The following is a 15,983-nucleotide window of genomic DNA, read 5'->3' as shown; positions in this document are numbered from 1 at the left end:
GTCGTTTATCAACGGTTTTTAACGAATCTTTAGACAATCTTTAGGTTACACTTAAGACAATTTTAGATTGCAACAGTATAATGATTATTCAATATCTATTTATGATTTGCTTATATTTTCATAATGGGAAACTTAGGAAGATGGCGGGAATATGCTTTATAACATTTTGATTGCTGATGACGAACCGGAAATAACAGAATTACTGCAATTGTATTTAGAGCAAGATTATAAGGTGATTACAGCAAGGGATGGGCTTGAAGCGATATCGATTGTACAAAGCCGCCAAATAGACCTGGCTATCCTTGATATTATGATGCCCGGTATAGATGGACTGCAATTAATTAAAAAAATTCGAGAAGCCCATCAGTTACCTGTGCTATTCTTATCTGCTAAGAGTCAACATCACGACAAAATTCTAGGTCTTGGATTGGGAGCAGATGATTATATTTCCAAGCCATTTAATCCGCTAGAAGTTGTTGCACGTGCTCAAGCGCTACTGCGAAGAGTCTACCACTTCGATGCGGTGGGCACACAACCGCAAGAGAACGAGAAGGTAATTATTGGTGAACTCATACTTGATCGAATGCAATGCAAGCTCATGTGTAGCGGTCGGGAGGTCTTACTAACTTCAACAGAATATAAGATCGTTAGCTTATTGCTAGAACAACCGGGGCGTGTTTTTACACGTAAAAAGATATATGAATCCGTCTGGGAAGACTATTATGCTCATGAGGATAGCACGATTATGATGCATATTAGCAATATACGAGAAAAAATTGAAAGAGATCCCAAGCAACCGGTATACTTAAAAACAATCAGAGGATTGGGGTACAAAATTGAAGCGCCTATGGAATTATAGAGGGGAAAGACAGTTACAAACCTCACTCACTTTCGATTTTTTTTGGTTCAATTTTTTGTTGCTATTATTGATGGCAGGCATTTTCATTATCGTGATGGTGGATTTAGATTTCAGGGTTAAGTCAGACCGGATTCTTGATCCGGATTTGAAATTCGAAGCTAAATTCTATGTGAACGATACCGAGGATTTAATAGAAACGAATCGACTTGTGAAGAGCGGCGGTTGGTTAGAAGAGCTCGATGAGGAACGTCGCGTTATCAAGGTACAAGGGATAAAACAAGACGACCTTAATCAATATTCTGAAAGTGAGTTGTTGGCGCAGCTTGAGAATCGTAGTGAGCAACTTTATTATTACTCTTTAGCTGTTCTAGACCAGAATGAGACATCACGTTATTTAATTCTGAAAATGCCACGGGAGAATGTTGGGATAACGGTACAAGATGTACAATCTAATTCCGAATCGGTGCCCCCGTTTTATTTGTATTTATTTGTATGGATAGGGCTCATGCTATTGCTCATTTTTGTCTATAGTTACTGGGTAGCACGGCGTATTAATAAACCCCTCAACCAAATATCCAAAGGTCTAAATCGAATGATTGAAGGCGATTATAGTACGCGTATTTCTTTGGAAGCAGAGAAAGAATTCATCCAAATTCGGGACACATTTAACTATATGGCAGGTGTGATTGAAGAAACATCTGCTGAAAAGAAGCATGCAGAAGAAAGTAAACAGCGCTTAATTGTGGATTTATCACATGATTTAAAAACGCCAATTACAAGTATTCAGGGATTTGCTCAAGCCTTATATGAAGGTCGTGTTGAAGATCACGAACGTCAGCAGCGCTATTTGAGTTATATCTATCATAAATCCATTCAAGTTACGAGACTGATTCATAATATGTTAGACTTGTTGAAGACAGATTCACCGGATTATCTTGTGAAGATTGAACGTAATGAAATGAATGATTTCCTGCGTGAAGTCGTGGCTGATATCTATGGTGATATTGAACAGAAAAAATTTATTCTAGAGTTGAATATACCCAACGAACGTGTTTATGCTGTATATGACTCTGAATTATTATCCAGTGTGATCCGCAATTTAATTGCTAATGCGCTTACCCATAATCCAACAGGAACCTGTTTGCGTCTGGAATTAATATCATTTGACGATGATGTTGTCATAGAAATTGCTGATACGGGTGTAGGTATTCCTAAGCAATTGAGAAGTACAATGTTTGAGCCCTTTGTCCGTGGGGATGAGTCAAGAACGGGAAATATAGGTACAGGGCTTGGATTATCTATTGCGATGAGAAATACAGAAAAAATGGGGGGAACACTTGAACTGCGTGAACATAGTAAAGAAGTAACGTTATTCACCATTCGTTTGAAGAAGAATTAACATAAATTGGAGGAAACATCTTGACCTCATTGAACCGATTTATCAAAATGTGTATCGCTGTTATTTTAGTATTTGCTATTATTTATTTGGGGTCGCTTGTTGATTTTATTTTTAAGCCATTACTTTCGTTATTAACTGTTGTTATGGTTCCATTAATGCTGGCCTCTTTCTTTTATTACCTATTGCGCCCGCTGGTCAATTGGATGGAACGCCCTAAATTAAACAGGTCTTTGGTTATTCTAATTATTTATTTAGTTATAGCAATCCTACTCGTCCTTTTTATCATTGGGGTATGGCCTTCTTTACGCACTCAATTTTATAATTTAATGGATAATGCTCCGAATCTGCTCAATGCGTTGAGTAAGCAGGTACAAGAACTGGAACAGAACGGAATTCTGTCGGTCATTCTTCCAGAAGGAGTGAGTCCGTTATCTCAATTGACTGAATATCTGAACAAGGGATTATCATTTTTGACTAATTACGTAGCAGGTATGTTTTCTTTTTTCTCCAATTTTGCGGTCATTCTCTTTACCTTCCCGATCCTTCTATTCTATATGTTGAAGGAGGGCGAGAAATTTGGTCAGAAAATTGTTAGTTTTATGCCTAAACGTTTCCGTGAAGAAGGTAATAAGGTCATGCAAGATATTGATCATGCTCTTAGCAATTTCATTGTGGGCAGGGTTGTTGTCAATGTTGCACTCGGCGTACTCATGTACATTGGATTCCTTATTATAGGTCTGCCTTATGCGCTTTTGCTGACTGTGGTAGCCATTATAATGAACTTTATCCCTTTTATTGGTGCCATTCTGTCTTCCGTACCGATTGTTATTATTGGCTTGATCGAATCGCCCTCCGTTGCCATTTGGTCTTTAGTTGTTATTCTAGTCGCACAACAAATTCAGGATAATATTATATCACCATATATTTTCGGCAAACAGCTAGATATTCACCCACTTACTACGATCATATTGGTCTTAGTGGGTGGTGATGCGTTTGGCATCATCGGTATGATCGTCATTATTCCCGGATATATGATTGTCAAAATCGTAGTTATTAAGGTGTATCAACTGTTCTTCAAACATAAATGGGAAGATGCTTAAAGGTTGATCCTAGCGATGTGGTCTGACTGAATTTAAAATAAACATGAAAGAACCTTCCGTGCCACTAATATAGTGACGCTGAAGGTTTTTTTGCGTCAATGAAGATTGAATTGGGTAAATCATGAGTACGTAAATAAAAATCCCTTAGATGGAAATCATAATAAGAGCATGAATGGTTCATTGAACTTGTGAATTAGACAGATGCATAGAATAAATATAATGGAGGACTAGTGTAATGGACAACAACAAGAATCCTCAAATCCCTCAACCCAAAACATTCGGTCCACTCGGGAATTTACCCCAGTTGAACATAGAGGAACCCGTTCAGTCGATGGTCAGACTGGCAGATGAGTTCGGACCTATTTTCAGAATGGATTATCCAGGGGGAAGAAGCGAGATTTACATTTCCGATCAAGATTTGGTGGCTGATGCGTGCGATGAGTCTCGTTTTGATAAAAAAGTGTGGGCCCCTTTGCAGAAGGTCAGTGCTTTTACAGGAGATGGGCTGTTTACAAGCGCTACAGAGGAACCCAATTGGCAAAAGGCACATAACATCCTTCTACCTAGCTTTAGTCAAAGAGCGATGCAGGGATACCACAACATGATGGTTGATATTGCGGTACAACTTGTCCAAAAGTGGGCACGATTGAATCCAGACGAAAGCGTCAATGTTCCGGAAGATATGACCCGTCTTACACTTGATACGATCGGCTTATGTGGGTTTGATTATCGTTTTAATAGCTTCTATCGTGATCAGCCCCATCCTTTTATTGTTAGTATGGTTAGAGCATTAGATGAAGCGATGAGTCAGCTGACCCGTCTAGGGATTCAAGATAAGTTGATGCCTATGACAAAACGTCAGTTCAAGCGCGATATCGAGGCCATCAACTCCCTAGTGGATAACATTATTGCTGAGCGTAGACTGAGTGGGAATCAAGACGCAGAGGATCTACTCTCTCGAATGTTAAATAATAAAGACCCTGAAACAGGTGAAGGTATTGATGATGAGAATATTCGCTATCAGATTATTACCTTCTTAATAGCTGGACATGAAACAACGAGTGGTTTACTTTCTTTTGCAATATACTATCTTCTGAATAATCTAGATAAGCTACATAAGGCTTATGAAGAGGTGGACCGTGTTCTAACGGATTCAACCCCAACTTATAAGCAGGTTCTTGATCTCAAATATATTCGAATGATCTTGAGTGAAACTTTACGTTTATGGCCAACCGCGCCAGCCTTTTCTCTATTTGCCAAAGAGGATACGATCCTTGCTGGGAGATATCCGCTGAAGAAGGGGGAAAGTGTGAATGTTCTAATCCCTAAGCTTCATCGCGATACGAATGCATGGGGGGATGATGTAGAGGATTTCAGACCCGAGAGATTCGAGGATCAGAGCCAAGTACCACAGGATGCTTACAAACCTTTCGGTAACGGACAACGGGCCTGTATTGGACAGCAATTCGCATTACATGAAGCGGTACTCGTGCTTGGGATGGTACTTAAACATTTCGAGTTGATAGATCATACTCATTATCAGCTTAAAGTGAAGGAAACATTAACCCTCAAACCGGATAATTTCACAATACATGTTCGTTCTCGACAGCCGATGGAATTGAATATGTCTGTAGCCGACAAATCATCTAGCACGGGCAAAGATGACAATCGAACCAATCAGGAACCACAAAGTGTCTCAATTATCGGAGCAAGTCACTTGTCGCTGTTAGTTCTTTATGGATCTAACTTAGGTACAGCCGAAGGTATTGCCCGCGAACTGGCGGATACCGCTCGTTTCTATGGTGTCAGAAGTGAGGTGGACACCCTTAACAACCGAATAGGGAAATTACCGAAAGAAGGGGCAGCTGTATTTATCGTTACCGCCTCTTATAACGGCAAGCCACCTAGTAATGCAAGTGAGTTCGTGCAATGGCTTGAAAGGGTGGAACCAGGTGAACTGGAAGGTGTTAATTATGTAGTATTCGGTTGTGGAGATCGAAATTGGGCCAGTACGTATCAAGATGTGCCGAAATTTATCGATAAGCAACTTGCTGATAAGGGAGCTAGAAGACTCTCTCTACGTGGAGAGGGAGATGCAAGTGGAGATTTTGAGAAGGAGTTGGAGGACTGGCGAGATCGCTTGTGGCCTGACGTAATGGAAGCTTTCGAACTGAAATTCAATGAGAAGATGGACAAAGAGCGCAGCTCATTGACTGTTCAATTTGTAAGTGGCTTAGCAGGGGCACCGCTTGCTCAATCTTATGAAGCCGTACACGCTACAGTTACGGAAAACAATGAACTCCAATTAGTCAATACAGGTAGAAGTACTCGACATATTGAGATCACTTTACCTGAAGGGGTAACGTATCAAGAAGGAGATCACCTTGGGGTATTACCTAGCAATAGCAGAGAGATTGTGGATAGAGTCTTAAGACGATTCGGATTGAATGGTAACGATCAATTGGTTGTGAAGGCGAGTGGGCGTAGCTCGGCTCATCTTCCTTTGGATAGTCCTGTGAGTCTATATGATTTGCTCAGCCATAGCGTAGAACTACAGGAAGCGGCAACTCGTGCGCAACTCCGTGAACTGATGGTCGTTACCGTATGTCCTCCACATAAGCATGAAATTGAAGCTTTGCTTGAGGAGGAAGCTTACAAGGAGCAAGTATTGAAGAAACGGATCTCCATGCTCGACATTCTTGAAAAATATGAAGCTTGCGAAATGTCGTTTGAGCGATTCTTGGAGCTGCTACCACCATTAAAAGCAAGATATTATTCCATATCCAGCTCACCGCGTCTTACGCCGGAGCGATCGAGTATTACGGTTGCAGTCGTACAAGGTCCGGCTTGGAGCGGTCACGGCGAATATCGTGGTGTGACATCCAACTACCTTGCTGATCGTAAGCCCGGAGATGATATCGTCATGTTCGTTAGAACGCCGGAATCTGGATTCCAGCTTCCAGAAGATACGGAGACACCCATTATCATGGTAGGTCCAGGAACGGGTGTAGCGCCATTCCGTGGTTTCTTACAGGCTCGCGCTGCATTGAAGCAGGAAGGCAAGACACTCGGCGCTGCCCATCTTTACTTTGGATGCAGAACCGAAGACGACTTCATATACCGCGAAGAGCTTGAACAATATGAACGGGATGGTGTAGTTACACTTCATACGGCCTTCTCCCGTAAGGGACAAGATGAGAAAACGTATGTGCAACATCTAATGAACAAGAATAAGGAAGAATTAATCGACATTCTGGATCATAACGGCCGACTTTATATATGTGGTGATGGCAGTAAGATGGCACCAGATGTTGAGAAGACATTACAAGAGGCTTATCAAGAGGTCCACACCGTAGATGAACAAGAAGCCAAAGCATGGCTGGATGGACTTCAGAATGAAGGGCGATATGCGAAGGATGTGTGGGCAGGGATTTGATGGATTTGGTGAGGAACAAAGCGTGAAGCATGATTTAAAGATGTAGATAAGACAGTGTGAGGATTCTAAATTTTGGTTACCGTTAACTGAATACCTGATTGGGACAGTCACGACACTAAGGGGGCTGTCTTTTTTTGTCTGGAATTGTAGCAATAGATTCTATAATTTGAAAGGAGAATGGAATGATGAAAGCGAATGTATACTCATCAAGTCAATATGTCATATTGGATCGTGCAGAGAATGGTGATGCGATTGTAGAAACACCTTATATTGATGAATGGATTAAAGCAATTAATAGTGTTCCCGGTCGTAAATCGGATGCTACGGCAAAGTATTGGGTGATTCCAGGGAGGAAATTGGCTATTCTGGTCCTGTGCCATGCATTGCAGGACTTGCCTGTAGTGGTGAAAAGCCCTCACTTGGTGGAGTGGTTTCTTGAGCTTCTACAACTTCACACTGGTGCTGAAAAGGATGCTTTGCAAAAGCTGAGGGACACTTTAAAGATGAAAGGGTATACATTAAGACTCAAAAGGCCTATATAGGGCACGGTGAACGCAGCTTATTCAATGCTACAATCCTATATGGAGACTCAACTTATAATCAATTACTTGTTCCCAGAAGGAAAAGATCGAGATCACCATCTTACTGAATGGTCTCTGCAACATGTTTTTGAGAAAGCTATACGTAAAGCGGGAATATCTAAGCCAGCTACAGTACACACGCTGCGGCACTCCTTGGCTACTCACCTATTAGAGACGGCACAGATCTTCGATACATTCAAGAACTACTAGGACACGCAAGCTCGAAGATAACCGACATCTATACCCATGTCAGCATCAAAGATATCCGCCGCATCCAGAGTCCTTTGGATCGGATGGGGCGGAACATTCATGAACCTGTTAATGGTTGATCCAATCGAAGAAGGCAAATACAGACGAAGGCTCCTATAGAGCCTTAAGGTGGTGGGACGTTGTGAACACGGAAACGTTAGCTGAAATATAACAATAATTTTAGGTAATCTCACGGAGGTATATATGATTAAATATGAGGATTTTACTAATCTAATTTTACAATCTGCAAGTGATTCTGGGTTGGATCCCTATCACATGAAAAATCAAATCGACACTATAAGTTTAGAAAGAAACTTCTCTTTCCTCTGTGTGCCAATTGATGACAATCCTCCACATTTAATTAGAGCAGAAATAAGTTTTCATTGGGATAGTATGTTGACTGCCGAATCAATATACGGTGGGAACTGCTCACTTTACCATGATGAGACCGAAGAGTGTACTCATGATGATCTTGACAATGAAGCATTTACTGAATTAGAAATCGAATATCAATTTGAGATTGATAAGAATTACTTAAACAAGACTGATTTTATAAACAAAGAATTAATTAATACTTTTCAAGGAAGTATGACCCATAACAGTTTACCTTTTATTAGATGGGAAGCCTTTGTAAATCCCGAAGGTAAGGCAGGGGTATCCAAGGTTACGGCCGGTCATCATTGGATTATTAAATTAGAAGAAGAGGAATTTGACTTCGAAGGAATATTCCTTGAAATAAATAACAACATTCAACTTCTTTCAGATATGCCTTTTATCAAGAAGAGCTTTTGAGGGTTATTCAAAGAAGTCTGATACTTCAGATAACAAAGAATTCAAGTATCGGTCCGCGAGAAGCAATTTCGAGGAAGTGATTTCAGCGGACAATCCCGCACTGGCTAAGATAAGAGCTATCTAAGCCGGTGGGGGTTCGTGAATACAAGAACGTTATGCGAAAGTCGGGAAAAGATAAATTGTTGAGGAAGTGAACTCAATGGAGGAACAAAAATTACTTGGTAGTTTTGGCTATATATCCTCTTATAAGTATGAGGTTAAAAAGGAAGAAACTTTAGAGAGAATCTCTTTTTGTGTTGAAAGAATTTCCCTTGAGTCTCCTTATATAAAGATATATTAAGAGGAACATGAGGATTATGAAAGAAATAACCGAATTATTCCTTTAGGTCTCTCCCATGGAGTCTTAGACAACCCTGCACTGGCTAAGTCCGTCGAACCCGGCGCTTTGCTCCTTAAGCCAGTGAGAGCTCGCGAACACCAAAACGTTATAAGAAATCGGGGAAAGACTATACTTGATATTATTTGGAGGATTTTCAATGGAGATTGAAAATGAATTAAAAAAGATCAATGAAAGACTAGAAAATATTGAAATCAAAATTACTCAATTGAATAAAGAGCCGATTGGCGAACGTCCAGCATGGTTAAACTTTATAGTTGCATTTATTGTAGTATTTATTTGTATTTTATTATTTGGAGGCATCTTAATTTTATTTTTTTAGAAGAATTCTAAACTGAAAAGCATTAGTATTTAACAGATATATAGTGCAATGAATAATTAAAATTAGAACATATAGAAGAGCATATTTTGAAAGTGAATTCAGGAAGCCCCTGACATCTTACAACACCATATTCACGCTGCGTCGCTATCGCTCCTTGGTCCGGCCAAAGTTGTAAAAAGTAGTTTTGAAGAAGATGATTCAGTAGCAGGGAAGCAAAGTCAGCCGGACAACCCTGCACTGCCTAACCGCGTCGCGGCCACTCCCTTCAGTCGTTTAAGGAAGTGAGGGTTCGTGAATACAACAACGTTATGTGAAAGGCCTGTAAATTTAAAAACCAAATAAAACATCAATTCATGAAGTGACTAGGGAAATTAAATTAAAAGTAGGTAATGTATGGAATTTGATAATTTAACTTTTATATGTAGTGCATGTAAACAAGTGCCGGAAAAAAACTTAAATGATAAAAAAGGTTTTGAAATGGTTGCGTATGAAGATGTTATGGAATGGTCAAATTTTTCGCAAGATGTACCAGATCTGAGTATTAGGAATTGGGAAAGGACTTCAATCCCCCCAATAGCTGGTGAGATGAAAAAAGTACAAGTCCATTTTCCTTTTAATATGTCAGTTGGAGAAAAGTTTTGGACTTTGTTCAGACCTGCTCTATCAAGTTTTAACGGATGGGAGGAACATCCAAATGAAATAGATTCATCAGCAATTATTAAGTGTAGTTTTGAAAGTATTATTTCTAAAAATGAAGAAAGAGCTTGGATAAATATTAAGATCGAAGAAGTAATACGCTTAGAAAGGATCACTGATAAATTCACACAAAAGGACGGAGAAGAATATTTAGGATATTTTAAATTTTTTAGAAAACCATGTAGGACTGAATATAACGATTGGATTTTATTTCAAGCTAGTGCACAAGGGGATTTAGGAGTGTGGGCATTAGTAAAAAAATTTAAATGTAAGACTATTATGGTTGCATATGGTGAGTGGGAATTCCATTCAGACAGAGTATATTGCGGAAACATATTGCTGCCAGAGAATGAGATAAATGAATTAATTGAGCTTTCAGAAACATAAGGTGCTTAATTCAATAAATTCAGAGTGTCCCCAGGAGTTAGGGTAAGAGAGAAATGGGTAATTCTCGCAGACGTCAGGCCCATCATATAAACCAGCTAATCAAAGTCAACTCTACCATTAATAATATTTTAATAGGAAAAAGATAGACGCACTTAAATAAACTAACTCATTAGAGTGAGTTTTAATGGAAATTAAATTCTAATTATAGGATTAACCACATTTAATAGCTTGATCAGACTTCCACATTCCAAAAATAATACGTAAAAGCTTGTGAGAAGTAGCAACGATCGCGACTTTTGCCGGTTTGCCTTCATTGCGTTTTTGCTGATAAAATTGAAAGAGAATCGAATTTCTTGGGCCATGAATTTGCCTGGAAATCGCGCAAATGGTAGCCTGGTAAAGGGCTGTTCGAAGGTACGAAGAGCCTCGTTTAGATATTCGATTCTTCTTAGATTTGAAGGTTCCTGATTCGTGAACAGCTGAGTCTAGCCCTGCAAAAGCTGTTAGCTGTTTAACTGATGGAAACCTTTTTATATCTCCAATTTCAGCGATCAGCATAGCAGCTGTTAGTGGTCCGACACCCGGAATGGTTCGGAGCAAGTGATAGGTTTTAATAGATTCAGCCAGCGACTCCATGGTTACCAAGAGATCATTCATACAGTTCTGGTAGGTCTTCAGCAATTGAATATAGTGCATAAGAACAATCTCCTGGGCCTGGTCCGCCCGAGGACTTTCGGAGAAGCGGGAGCAGGCGGACAACCCTGCGAACCTAACCGCGTCGCGGCCGCTAACTTCGTTCGCTTAAGGTTCTCGGGTTCGTGAATACAAGAACGTTATATGCAATTGGGGCAAGTACTTTAAATAACATTTTGAGGAGTAGATTCGATGAGGTTAGGATTCTTAATTGTTGATATGCAAGCAATTTACTTGCAGGATCAAATGGAAAAGAAAATTGTAGATAAAGCTTGTGAATATATCAATTATGTTGCAGACTTGCTTCGTTCTAAAGACCACGTAGTCATACATATTCAGGACTTAGAAGGTATTCAAGAATCAAATAGAGAGGAATATAATTTTATTCCAGAAATTGAAATCAAGAATAATGACCTAAAAATGACTAAAGAGAACTCGAATGCTTTTTGGAAGACAGAACTAGAACAAATTTTATTGAATCATGGTATTGAGTTAGTCATCATTGCAGGATTTGCAGCAGAGCATTGCGTATTATTTACCTATAATGGAGCAATTGAAAGAGGATTCAAACCTGTAATATTACAACAAGGCATTTTGAGTACACAAAGTGACGTAATCATTTCAACCTACAGAGATAGGAACATGATTTCCTATCCCGTAATTGAATACTTAGCAAATGAATGAGAATGTGAAGGTAACGCAAGATGGCCCCAACAGCATATAACAAAGCATCTGCGCTGCGTGGCATTCGCCCCTTGGTTGTCGGGAGTGAAATCATGGAAGTAAACTCAGACAACACATGACCCGGCCTATGATAAGAGCTATCTAAGGCCGGGTCATGTCGCAGATGCTGATACGTTATGTAAAACCCCTGAAAATTGTAGAACGATACTAATATGAAAGGAGAAAGATTAACTGTAATGAAGAACAATACAAATATAAAGAAATACAAGATTTTATCTCCTATTTATGATTTTTTGATGGGGAATCGTATATTTAGAAATGCTAGGATGAGGGCGTTTTCATTGATAGATATTAAACCCAAAAATAAAGTCTTATTAGTAGGAGTTGGAACCGGAGAAGATATTCTGTTGCTACCTAACAATATTGAGATTTTCGGTATTGATATCTCAAATGAGATGCTAGAAAAAGCACGTAAAAAAACAAATAATGTTGTACTACTGAATATGGATGCAGAATCATTAAAGTTTGAGAATGAGAAATTTGATTTTGTGATTTTAAACTTAATTTTAAGTGTTGTGGAGAATCCCCAAAAAGCTTTGTTAGAAGCAACAAGAGTTCTCTCACCTTCTGGTACCATATTGGTATTTGATAAGTTTTTAGATGAGAATAAAAAACCAAACATTCTGCGTAAAGCTTTGAATATGATCACCTCAATTTTTGGAACAGATATAAATAGAAGGTTTGATGAAATACTAAGAAGTACTCCATTGAATATTAATCACCAAGAAAGTTCTGTATTAAATGGAAATTACAAAATTATTGTGTTAGAGAAATGATTTCTAAGTATGTGCTGATTAAGATTCAACAAATGTTTCACAAGTAATTCGAGGAGGTCAGGTGCATCACATAACAACGTATCTACGCTGCGGGCTTTGCCCTTGGTTAGCAAGAAGTGACAAACGGTGAAGTTGAATCAGCGAACAACCCTGCGAGGCTAAGTCTGTCGGACCCGGCGCGATGCGCCTTAAGCCTCTCGGGTTCGTAGATACATAAACGTTATCTGCAATTACCGATAGAACATTAGAAAGAAGGCGATCTCGTGGAAGTTTTATTAAAGGATATAGACGAAGCTAACTGGCTAGAATGTATCTTTCTAACGACTGATCCTGATAAAAATCATTACCTTGTAGAGAAATTTGTAGCTTCAAATGCAGTTTCGATTGCACAATCAAAGATAGAAAAAGGATGGATAACAAAAGCAATTTATAGTGAAGATACAATGGTGGGATTTACAATGTATGGATATTCAGAGGAGGATAATTGTTTTGAATTATGCCGTATTATGATTGACTATAAATTTCAACGTCAAGGTTTCGGTAGAAAGGCCATAAGTCTAATCATTAAAGAGATGAGTAAGAACAAGGAATGCTCAGAAATATATTTATCGTTTGATCCAGAAAACGATTCTGCAAAAAAAATATATGAAGAATTTGGATTTGAAAATACAGGTAAAATCGTAGACGACGAAGTTCTTTATTGCATGAAATTATAAGATAAATGTAGGTGAATTCGAGATGCCGGTAACTACAGATAACAAAACATTCACGCATCGGACCCTGACGGTTCCTCGGTCCGCAAGAAGCATTTCGGAAAAGTGAATTCAGCGGACAACCCTGCACCGACTAAGCGCATGGCGCCCAGCCTGACGGCCTTAAGTCGGTCAGGATTCGTGAATGTACAAACGTTATAGGAAATATCCGCAAAAAATTAAAGAAAGGGAGTTTTCCATGGAACTTCAAGATATCAATCAAAAATTAAAAGAAACAAGAGACGAATTACTAGGAATTCTTAATGAATTGAGTGGAGATCAATTAAACAAACGGAAAGACGCATACAGTTGGAGTATTAGTCAGGTATGTCAACACTTAATTAAGACAGAAGAATTATATGTCGTAGCAATAAAGAAAGGATTAAAGAGCAAGGAAGATTCATTCATAGAGAATAAACCATTAGAATTTCTACTTGATAGAAGTAAAAAGATAGAAGCTCCTGACATTGCTAAACCAACTGACGAAATTTTAGAATATCAAGAAATCATTGAAAAACTAAACAATTCAAGAGAAAAGTTATACGAATTATTAAACACAGTAGAAGACCCATCAGTGCTGAGTAGAAGACATTTTATACACCCAGTTTTTAAGGAGATGTTATTAATTGAATGGGTTAGATCACTATACTTGCATGAACAAAGACATATTAAACAAATTAATGAAATTAAAGATAGAGTTAAGTAAGGCTCTTTGCATATTCGAAGAAGTCAGATACATCCTATAACATCGTATTCACGCATCGCAACCTGACGGCTGCTCGATCCGCCCGAGGCATTTCGAGGAAGTTGATCAGGCGGAAAACCCTGCGAACCTAACCGCATAGCGGGCCGGCCCAAACGTGCCTTAAGGTTCTCGGGTTCGTGAATATGAGAGACGTTAGCAGAAATTCGGCAAGATCATATAAAGCGTGGTCTTACTAAGTATCCTTTTGTGATTAAAGTGATATTCTAGGGTATTCTAGTTAATCAAGGGAAGAGTGAATAAATGAAGAAAAGCACAATTAAAAACTTTGAAAAGATCAATGTAATTGGGGATTTTTCATGGAGTAAATGTAGATCAATAAATGAATTTAAATTCACTTCAGTGAAGAACAAATTTTATGAAGATGAAACGATATTAGAGACTTCGATAATCTATGTAACAAACAATAACGAATACAAAATAATTGTAAACTTTAATCATATTGAAAGTCTGAAATTATCGATTGACAGTAAAGAGATTCAATTAGATATATTTGAAATAATCGATATAAGAGAAGACGGTTGGAATTCATTAAATTACTGGATAAGGGATAGGCAGCGTCAAGAATTATGTGTAAATGAAAATAACCTTATCTTGTAGAACTAGGGTTAGTCTTTGGTGGAGAACATAGCTAGCAGTTCTGAACGAGCTTTATCAAAACCAATGTGACAACGGGTAGCAAAGCGTTGGTTATAGCTTTCAAACTGTGCAACCAAGAATTTTTCTAGTGCTTCTTCATGGGGGAATTGCTCCTTACGATTCGTGTATTTCTTAATCTGTTTGTTAAACGACTCGATTAAATTCGTCGAATAAATGCTTCTCCATATCGGCTTAGGAAAACTGTAAAACGTAAAGATATAGGGGTTTTCTCGTAGGGATTTAATGACCTTAGGATAAGCGGTTTTCCACTTGTCACAGAAGGCTTTTAGCGCTTCTTTACCAGCTTGTTCATCGTCGGATCGATAGACGGATTTGAAGTCCTCACAGACTTCTGCTCGATCTGAGACTCGAACTTTATGGGCAATATTACGAACTAAATGAACACAGCATGTTTGGTACTTCGCATGCGGATAGATCTCCTGAATCGCATTCACAATGCCTGTGAGTCCATCGGAGATAAACAGAAGGATTTGTTCGGTACCACGCTCTTTCACGTCCTGGAGCAGTTCTTTCCAGATGTAAGCTGATTCGGTCGGTGCAACGGCGTACGTGAGTACTTCCTTGGTGCCATCCTCACGAATTCCTACGGCAATATAGACCGCTTCCTTAGATACGGTTTTACGCTTAACCGCGATATAGGTAGCATCGATATAGACGCACACATAGCGCTTCTCAAGTGGTCGTTTCATAAAAGCATCGACATGTTCGACCATTACTTTGGTCATGTTCGATACGGTTTGCGGCGTGTAGTGGTGACCATACATTTTCTCGATTAGGTCGGCAATCTCCGTCATCGTGACACCCTTTTGAAACATGTGAATAACGAAAGATTCTAGCGTGTCATTTGAGCGTTTATACGGTGCTACGGTCTGTTGCTTAAACTCTCCATTACGATCTCGAGGAATGTTTAACTGCAGGTCCCCATACTCGGTATGAAGCGTTCGACAGTAGCCACCGTTTCGAGAATTACCTGAATTTACGCCTATACGGTCATATTTTTCATAGTCTAGAAATGCAGTAAGTTCCGTCTCTAGCAGATGATTCATGGCAGCTTCTAAGTGATTACGAAAAACCTCCGTCACATCTTTTTTTGTGACTAGAGCTTGAACTAAATCTGTTGTAAAATGATTCATAGGGAAGACCTCTCTCTGTGAATTTTGTGTGGTAACTCAATTCTACAAGAAAAGGTCTTCCTTTTTCTATTTATCTATTTACACAAAATATTTTACGCTCTCAAGGGATATTGTGACTGATGACATCAGCTTTTATTGCAATGATATAGAAATAATATTAGTAGAACAAATTAAGTAAGCATATCAAAGAAGTGCCGAACATCAGCTAACAAAACATTCCTGCATCGTCGCATGCGCTCTTGGT

16 protein-coding genes and 1 pseudogene are annotated in these 15,983 nt (G+C 39.0%); 15 read left to right on the top strand and 2 right to left on the bottom strand.

Features of this window, described 5'->3' with window-relative positions; all coding sequences use genetic code 11:
• Positions 1-151 precede the first annotated feature (151 nt).
• The 10 genes and pseudogenes from UB51_RS10480 to UB51_RS10445 all read left to right on the top strand — a co-directional run bounded on the left by UB51_RS10480 (position 152) and on the right by UB51_RS10445 (position 10,218).
• Entirely contained in the window at positions 152-859 is a 708-nt protein-coding gene (locus tag UB51_RS10480; protein ID WP_044877248.1) for a response regulator transcription factor, read from the top strand.
• Positions 837-2,258, top strand: a complete 1,422-nt coding sequence (locus tag UB51_RS10475) for a sensor histidine kinase (protein WP_044877247.1) — start codon at positions 837-839, stop codon at positions 2,256-2,258. The genes UB51_RS10480 and UB51_RS10475 overlap by 23 nt, the downstream gene beginning before the upstream one ends.
• A gap of 20 nt (positions 2,259-2,278) precedes the next feature.
• On the top strand, positions 2,279-3,358 hold the full coding sequence (locus tag UB51_RS10470; RefSeq protein ID WP_144406998.1) for an AI-2E family transporter: 1,080 nt from the start codon (positions 2,279-2,281) through the stop codon (positions 3,356-3,358).
• Between the two features lie 235 nt (positions 3,359-3,593).
• Positions 3,594-6,794 carry a bifunctional cytochrome P450/NADPH--P450 reductase gene (locus tag UB51_RS10465; RefSeq protein WP_044877246.1) on the top strand — a complete coding sequence of 1,067 codons (3,201 nt, stop codon included), beginning with the start codon at positions 3,594-3,596 and terminating at the stop codon, positions 6,792-6,794.
• A gap of 182 nt (positions 6,795-6,976) precedes the next feature.
• Positions 6,977-7,336: a hypothetical protein gene (locus tag UB51_RS10460; RefSeq protein ID WP_144406997.1), complete on the top strand. Its 360-nt coding sequence runs from the start codon at positions 6,977-6,979 to the stop codon at positions 7,334-7,336.
• 24 nt (positions 7,337-7,360) lie between these two features.
• Positions 7,361-7,704: pseudogene (locus UB51_RS29430) on the top strand (tyrosine-type recombinase/integrase).
• Positions 7,705-7,828: 124 nt separating this feature from the next.
• Positions 7,829-8,416 (top strand): hypothetical protein, encoded by a 588-nt coding sequence (locus tag UB51_RS10455; protein ID WP_044877244.1) that lies wholly within the window; start codon positions 7,829-7,831, stop codon positions 8,414-8,416.
• Positions 8,417-8,615: 199 nt separating this feature from the next.
• Positions 8,616-8,756, top strand: coding sequence for a hypothetical protein (locus tag UB51_RS28225; RefSeq protein ID WP_160297252.1), 141 nt, complete (start codon positions 8,616-8,618; stop codon positions 8,754-8,756).
• A gap of 196 nt (positions 8,757-8,952) precedes the next feature.
• A complete protein-coding gene (locus tag UB51_RS10450) occupies positions 8,953-9,135 on the top strand; it encodes a hypothetical protein (protein WP_044877243.1) in 183 nt (60 codons plus the stop codon).
• A gap of 393 nt (positions 9,136-9,528) precedes the next feature.
• Entirely contained in the window at positions 9,529-10,218 is a 690-nt protein-coding gene (locus UB51_RS10445; protein WP_044877242.1) for a hypothetical protein, read from the top strand.
• Positions 10,219-10,428: 210 nt separating this feature from the next.
• Here UB51_RS10445 and UB51_RS10440 read toward each other — a convergent pair whose 3' ends face one another.
• Entirely contained in the window at positions 10,429-10,977 is a 549-nt protein-coding gene (locus UB51_RS10440; RefSeq protein ID WP_267884744.1) for an IS110 family RNA-guided transposase, read from the bottom strand.
• Between the two features lie 126 nt (positions 10,978-11,103).
• Between UB51_RS10440 and UB51_RS10435 the strand changes: the two genes are divergently transcribed.
• The 5 genes from UB51_RS10435 to UB51_RS10415 all read left to right on the top strand — a co-directional run bounded on the left by UB51_RS10435 (position 11,104) and on the right by UB51_RS10415 (position 14,546).
• Complete coding sequence (locus UB51_RS10435; protein ID WP_044877240.1) at positions 11,104-11,595, top strand: cysteine hydrolase family protein; 492 nt, start codon at positions 11,104-11,106, stop codon at positions 11,593-11,595.
• Positions 11,596-11,831: 236 nt separating this feature from the next.
• The gene (locus tag UB51_RS10430; protein WP_044877239.1) at positions 11,832-12,431 is read left to right on the top strand and encodes a class I SAM-dependent methyltransferase; all 600 of its coding nucleotides are present in this window, start codon (positions 11,832-11,834) and stop codon (positions 12,429-12,431) included.
• A 263-nt stretch (positions 12,432-12,694) separates the two neighbouring features.
• Positions 12,695-13,147, top strand: a complete 453-nt coding sequence (locus UB51_RS10425; RefSeq protein WP_044877238.1) for a GNAT family N-acetyltransferase — start codon at positions 12,695-12,697, stop codon at positions 13,145-13,147.
• A 235-nt stretch (positions 13,148-13,382) separates the two neighbouring features.
• Positions 13,383-13,889: a DinB family protein gene (locus UB51_RS10420; protein ID WP_044877237.1), complete on the top strand. Its 507-nt coding sequence runs from the start codon at positions 13,383-13,385 to the stop codon at positions 13,887-13,889.
• A gap of 300 nt (positions 13,890-14,189) precedes the next feature.
• The gene (locus UB51_RS10415) at positions 14,190-14,546 is read left to right on the top strand and encodes a hypothetical protein (RefSeq protein ID WP_044877236.1); all 357 of its coding nucleotides are present in this window, start codon (positions 14,190-14,192) and stop codon (positions 14,544-14,546) included.
• 8 nt (positions 14,547-14,554) lie between these two features.
• On the opposite strand, the gene UB51_RS10410 is transcribed toward UB51_RS10415, so the two are convergent.
• Complete coding sequence (locus UB51_RS10410; protein WP_044876287.1) at positions 14,555-15,739, bottom strand: IS256 family transposase; 1,185 nt, start codon at positions 15,737-15,739, stop codon at positions 14,555-14,557.
• Positions 15,740-15,983 lie beyond the last annotated feature (244 nt).

This window comes from Paenibacillus sp. IHBB 10380 (assembly GCF_000949425.1).
In the GTDB taxonomy this organism is placed as follows: domain Bacteria; phylum Bacillota; class Bacilli; order Paenibacillales; family Paenibacillaceae; genus Paenibacillus_AQ.
Note: the sequence above shows the minus strand (reverse complement) of the source record. Positions and strands in the feature narration are given on the sequence as shown.

Coding starts and splice junctions, on each gene's coding strand:
- UB51_RS10480 (WP_044877248.1), top strand. CDS start 152: ATGCTTTATAACATTTTGATTGCTGATGACGAACCGGAAATAACAGAA.
- UB51_RS10465 (WP_044877246.1), top strand. CDS start 3,594: ATGGACAACAACAAGAATCCTCAAATCCCTCAACCCAAAACATTCGGT.
- UB51_RS10460 (WP_144406997.1), top strand. CDS start 6,977: ATGATGAAAGCGAATGTATACTCATCAAGTCAATATGTCATATTGGAT.
- UB51_RS10455 (WP_044877244.1), top strand. CDS start 7,829: ATGATTAAATATGAGGATTTTACTAATCTAATTTTACAATCTGCAAGT.
- UB51_RS28225 (WP_160297252.1), top strand. CDS start 8,616: ATGGAGGAACAAAAATTACTTGGTAGTTTTGGCTATATATCCTCTTAT.
- UB51_RS10450 (WP_044877243.1), top strand. CDS start 8,953: ATGGAGATTGAAAATGAATTAAAAAAGATCAATGAAAGACTAGAAAAT.
- UB51_RS10445 (WP_044877242.1), top strand. CDS start 9,529: ATGGAATTTGATAATTTAACTTTTATATGTAGTGCATGTAAACAAGTG.
- UB51_RS10435 (WP_044877240.1), top strand. CDS start 11,104: ATGAGGTTAGGATTCTTAATTGTTGATATGCAAGCAATTTACTTGCAG.
- UB51_RS10430 (WP_044877239.1), top strand. CDS start 11,832: ATGAAGAACAATACAAATATAAAGAAATACAAGATTTTATCTCCTATT.
- UB51_RS10420 (WP_044877237.1), top strand. CDS start 13,383: ATGGAACTTCAAGATATCAATCAAAAATTAAAAGAAACAAGAGACGAA.
- UB51_RS10415 (WP_044877236.1), top strand. CDS start 14,190: ATGAAGAAAAGCACAATTAAAAACTTTGAAAAGATCAATGTAATTGGG.
- UB51_RS10410 (WP_044876287.1), bottom strand. CDS start 15,739: ATGAATCATTTTACAACAGATTTAGTTCAAGCTCTAGTCACAAAAAAA.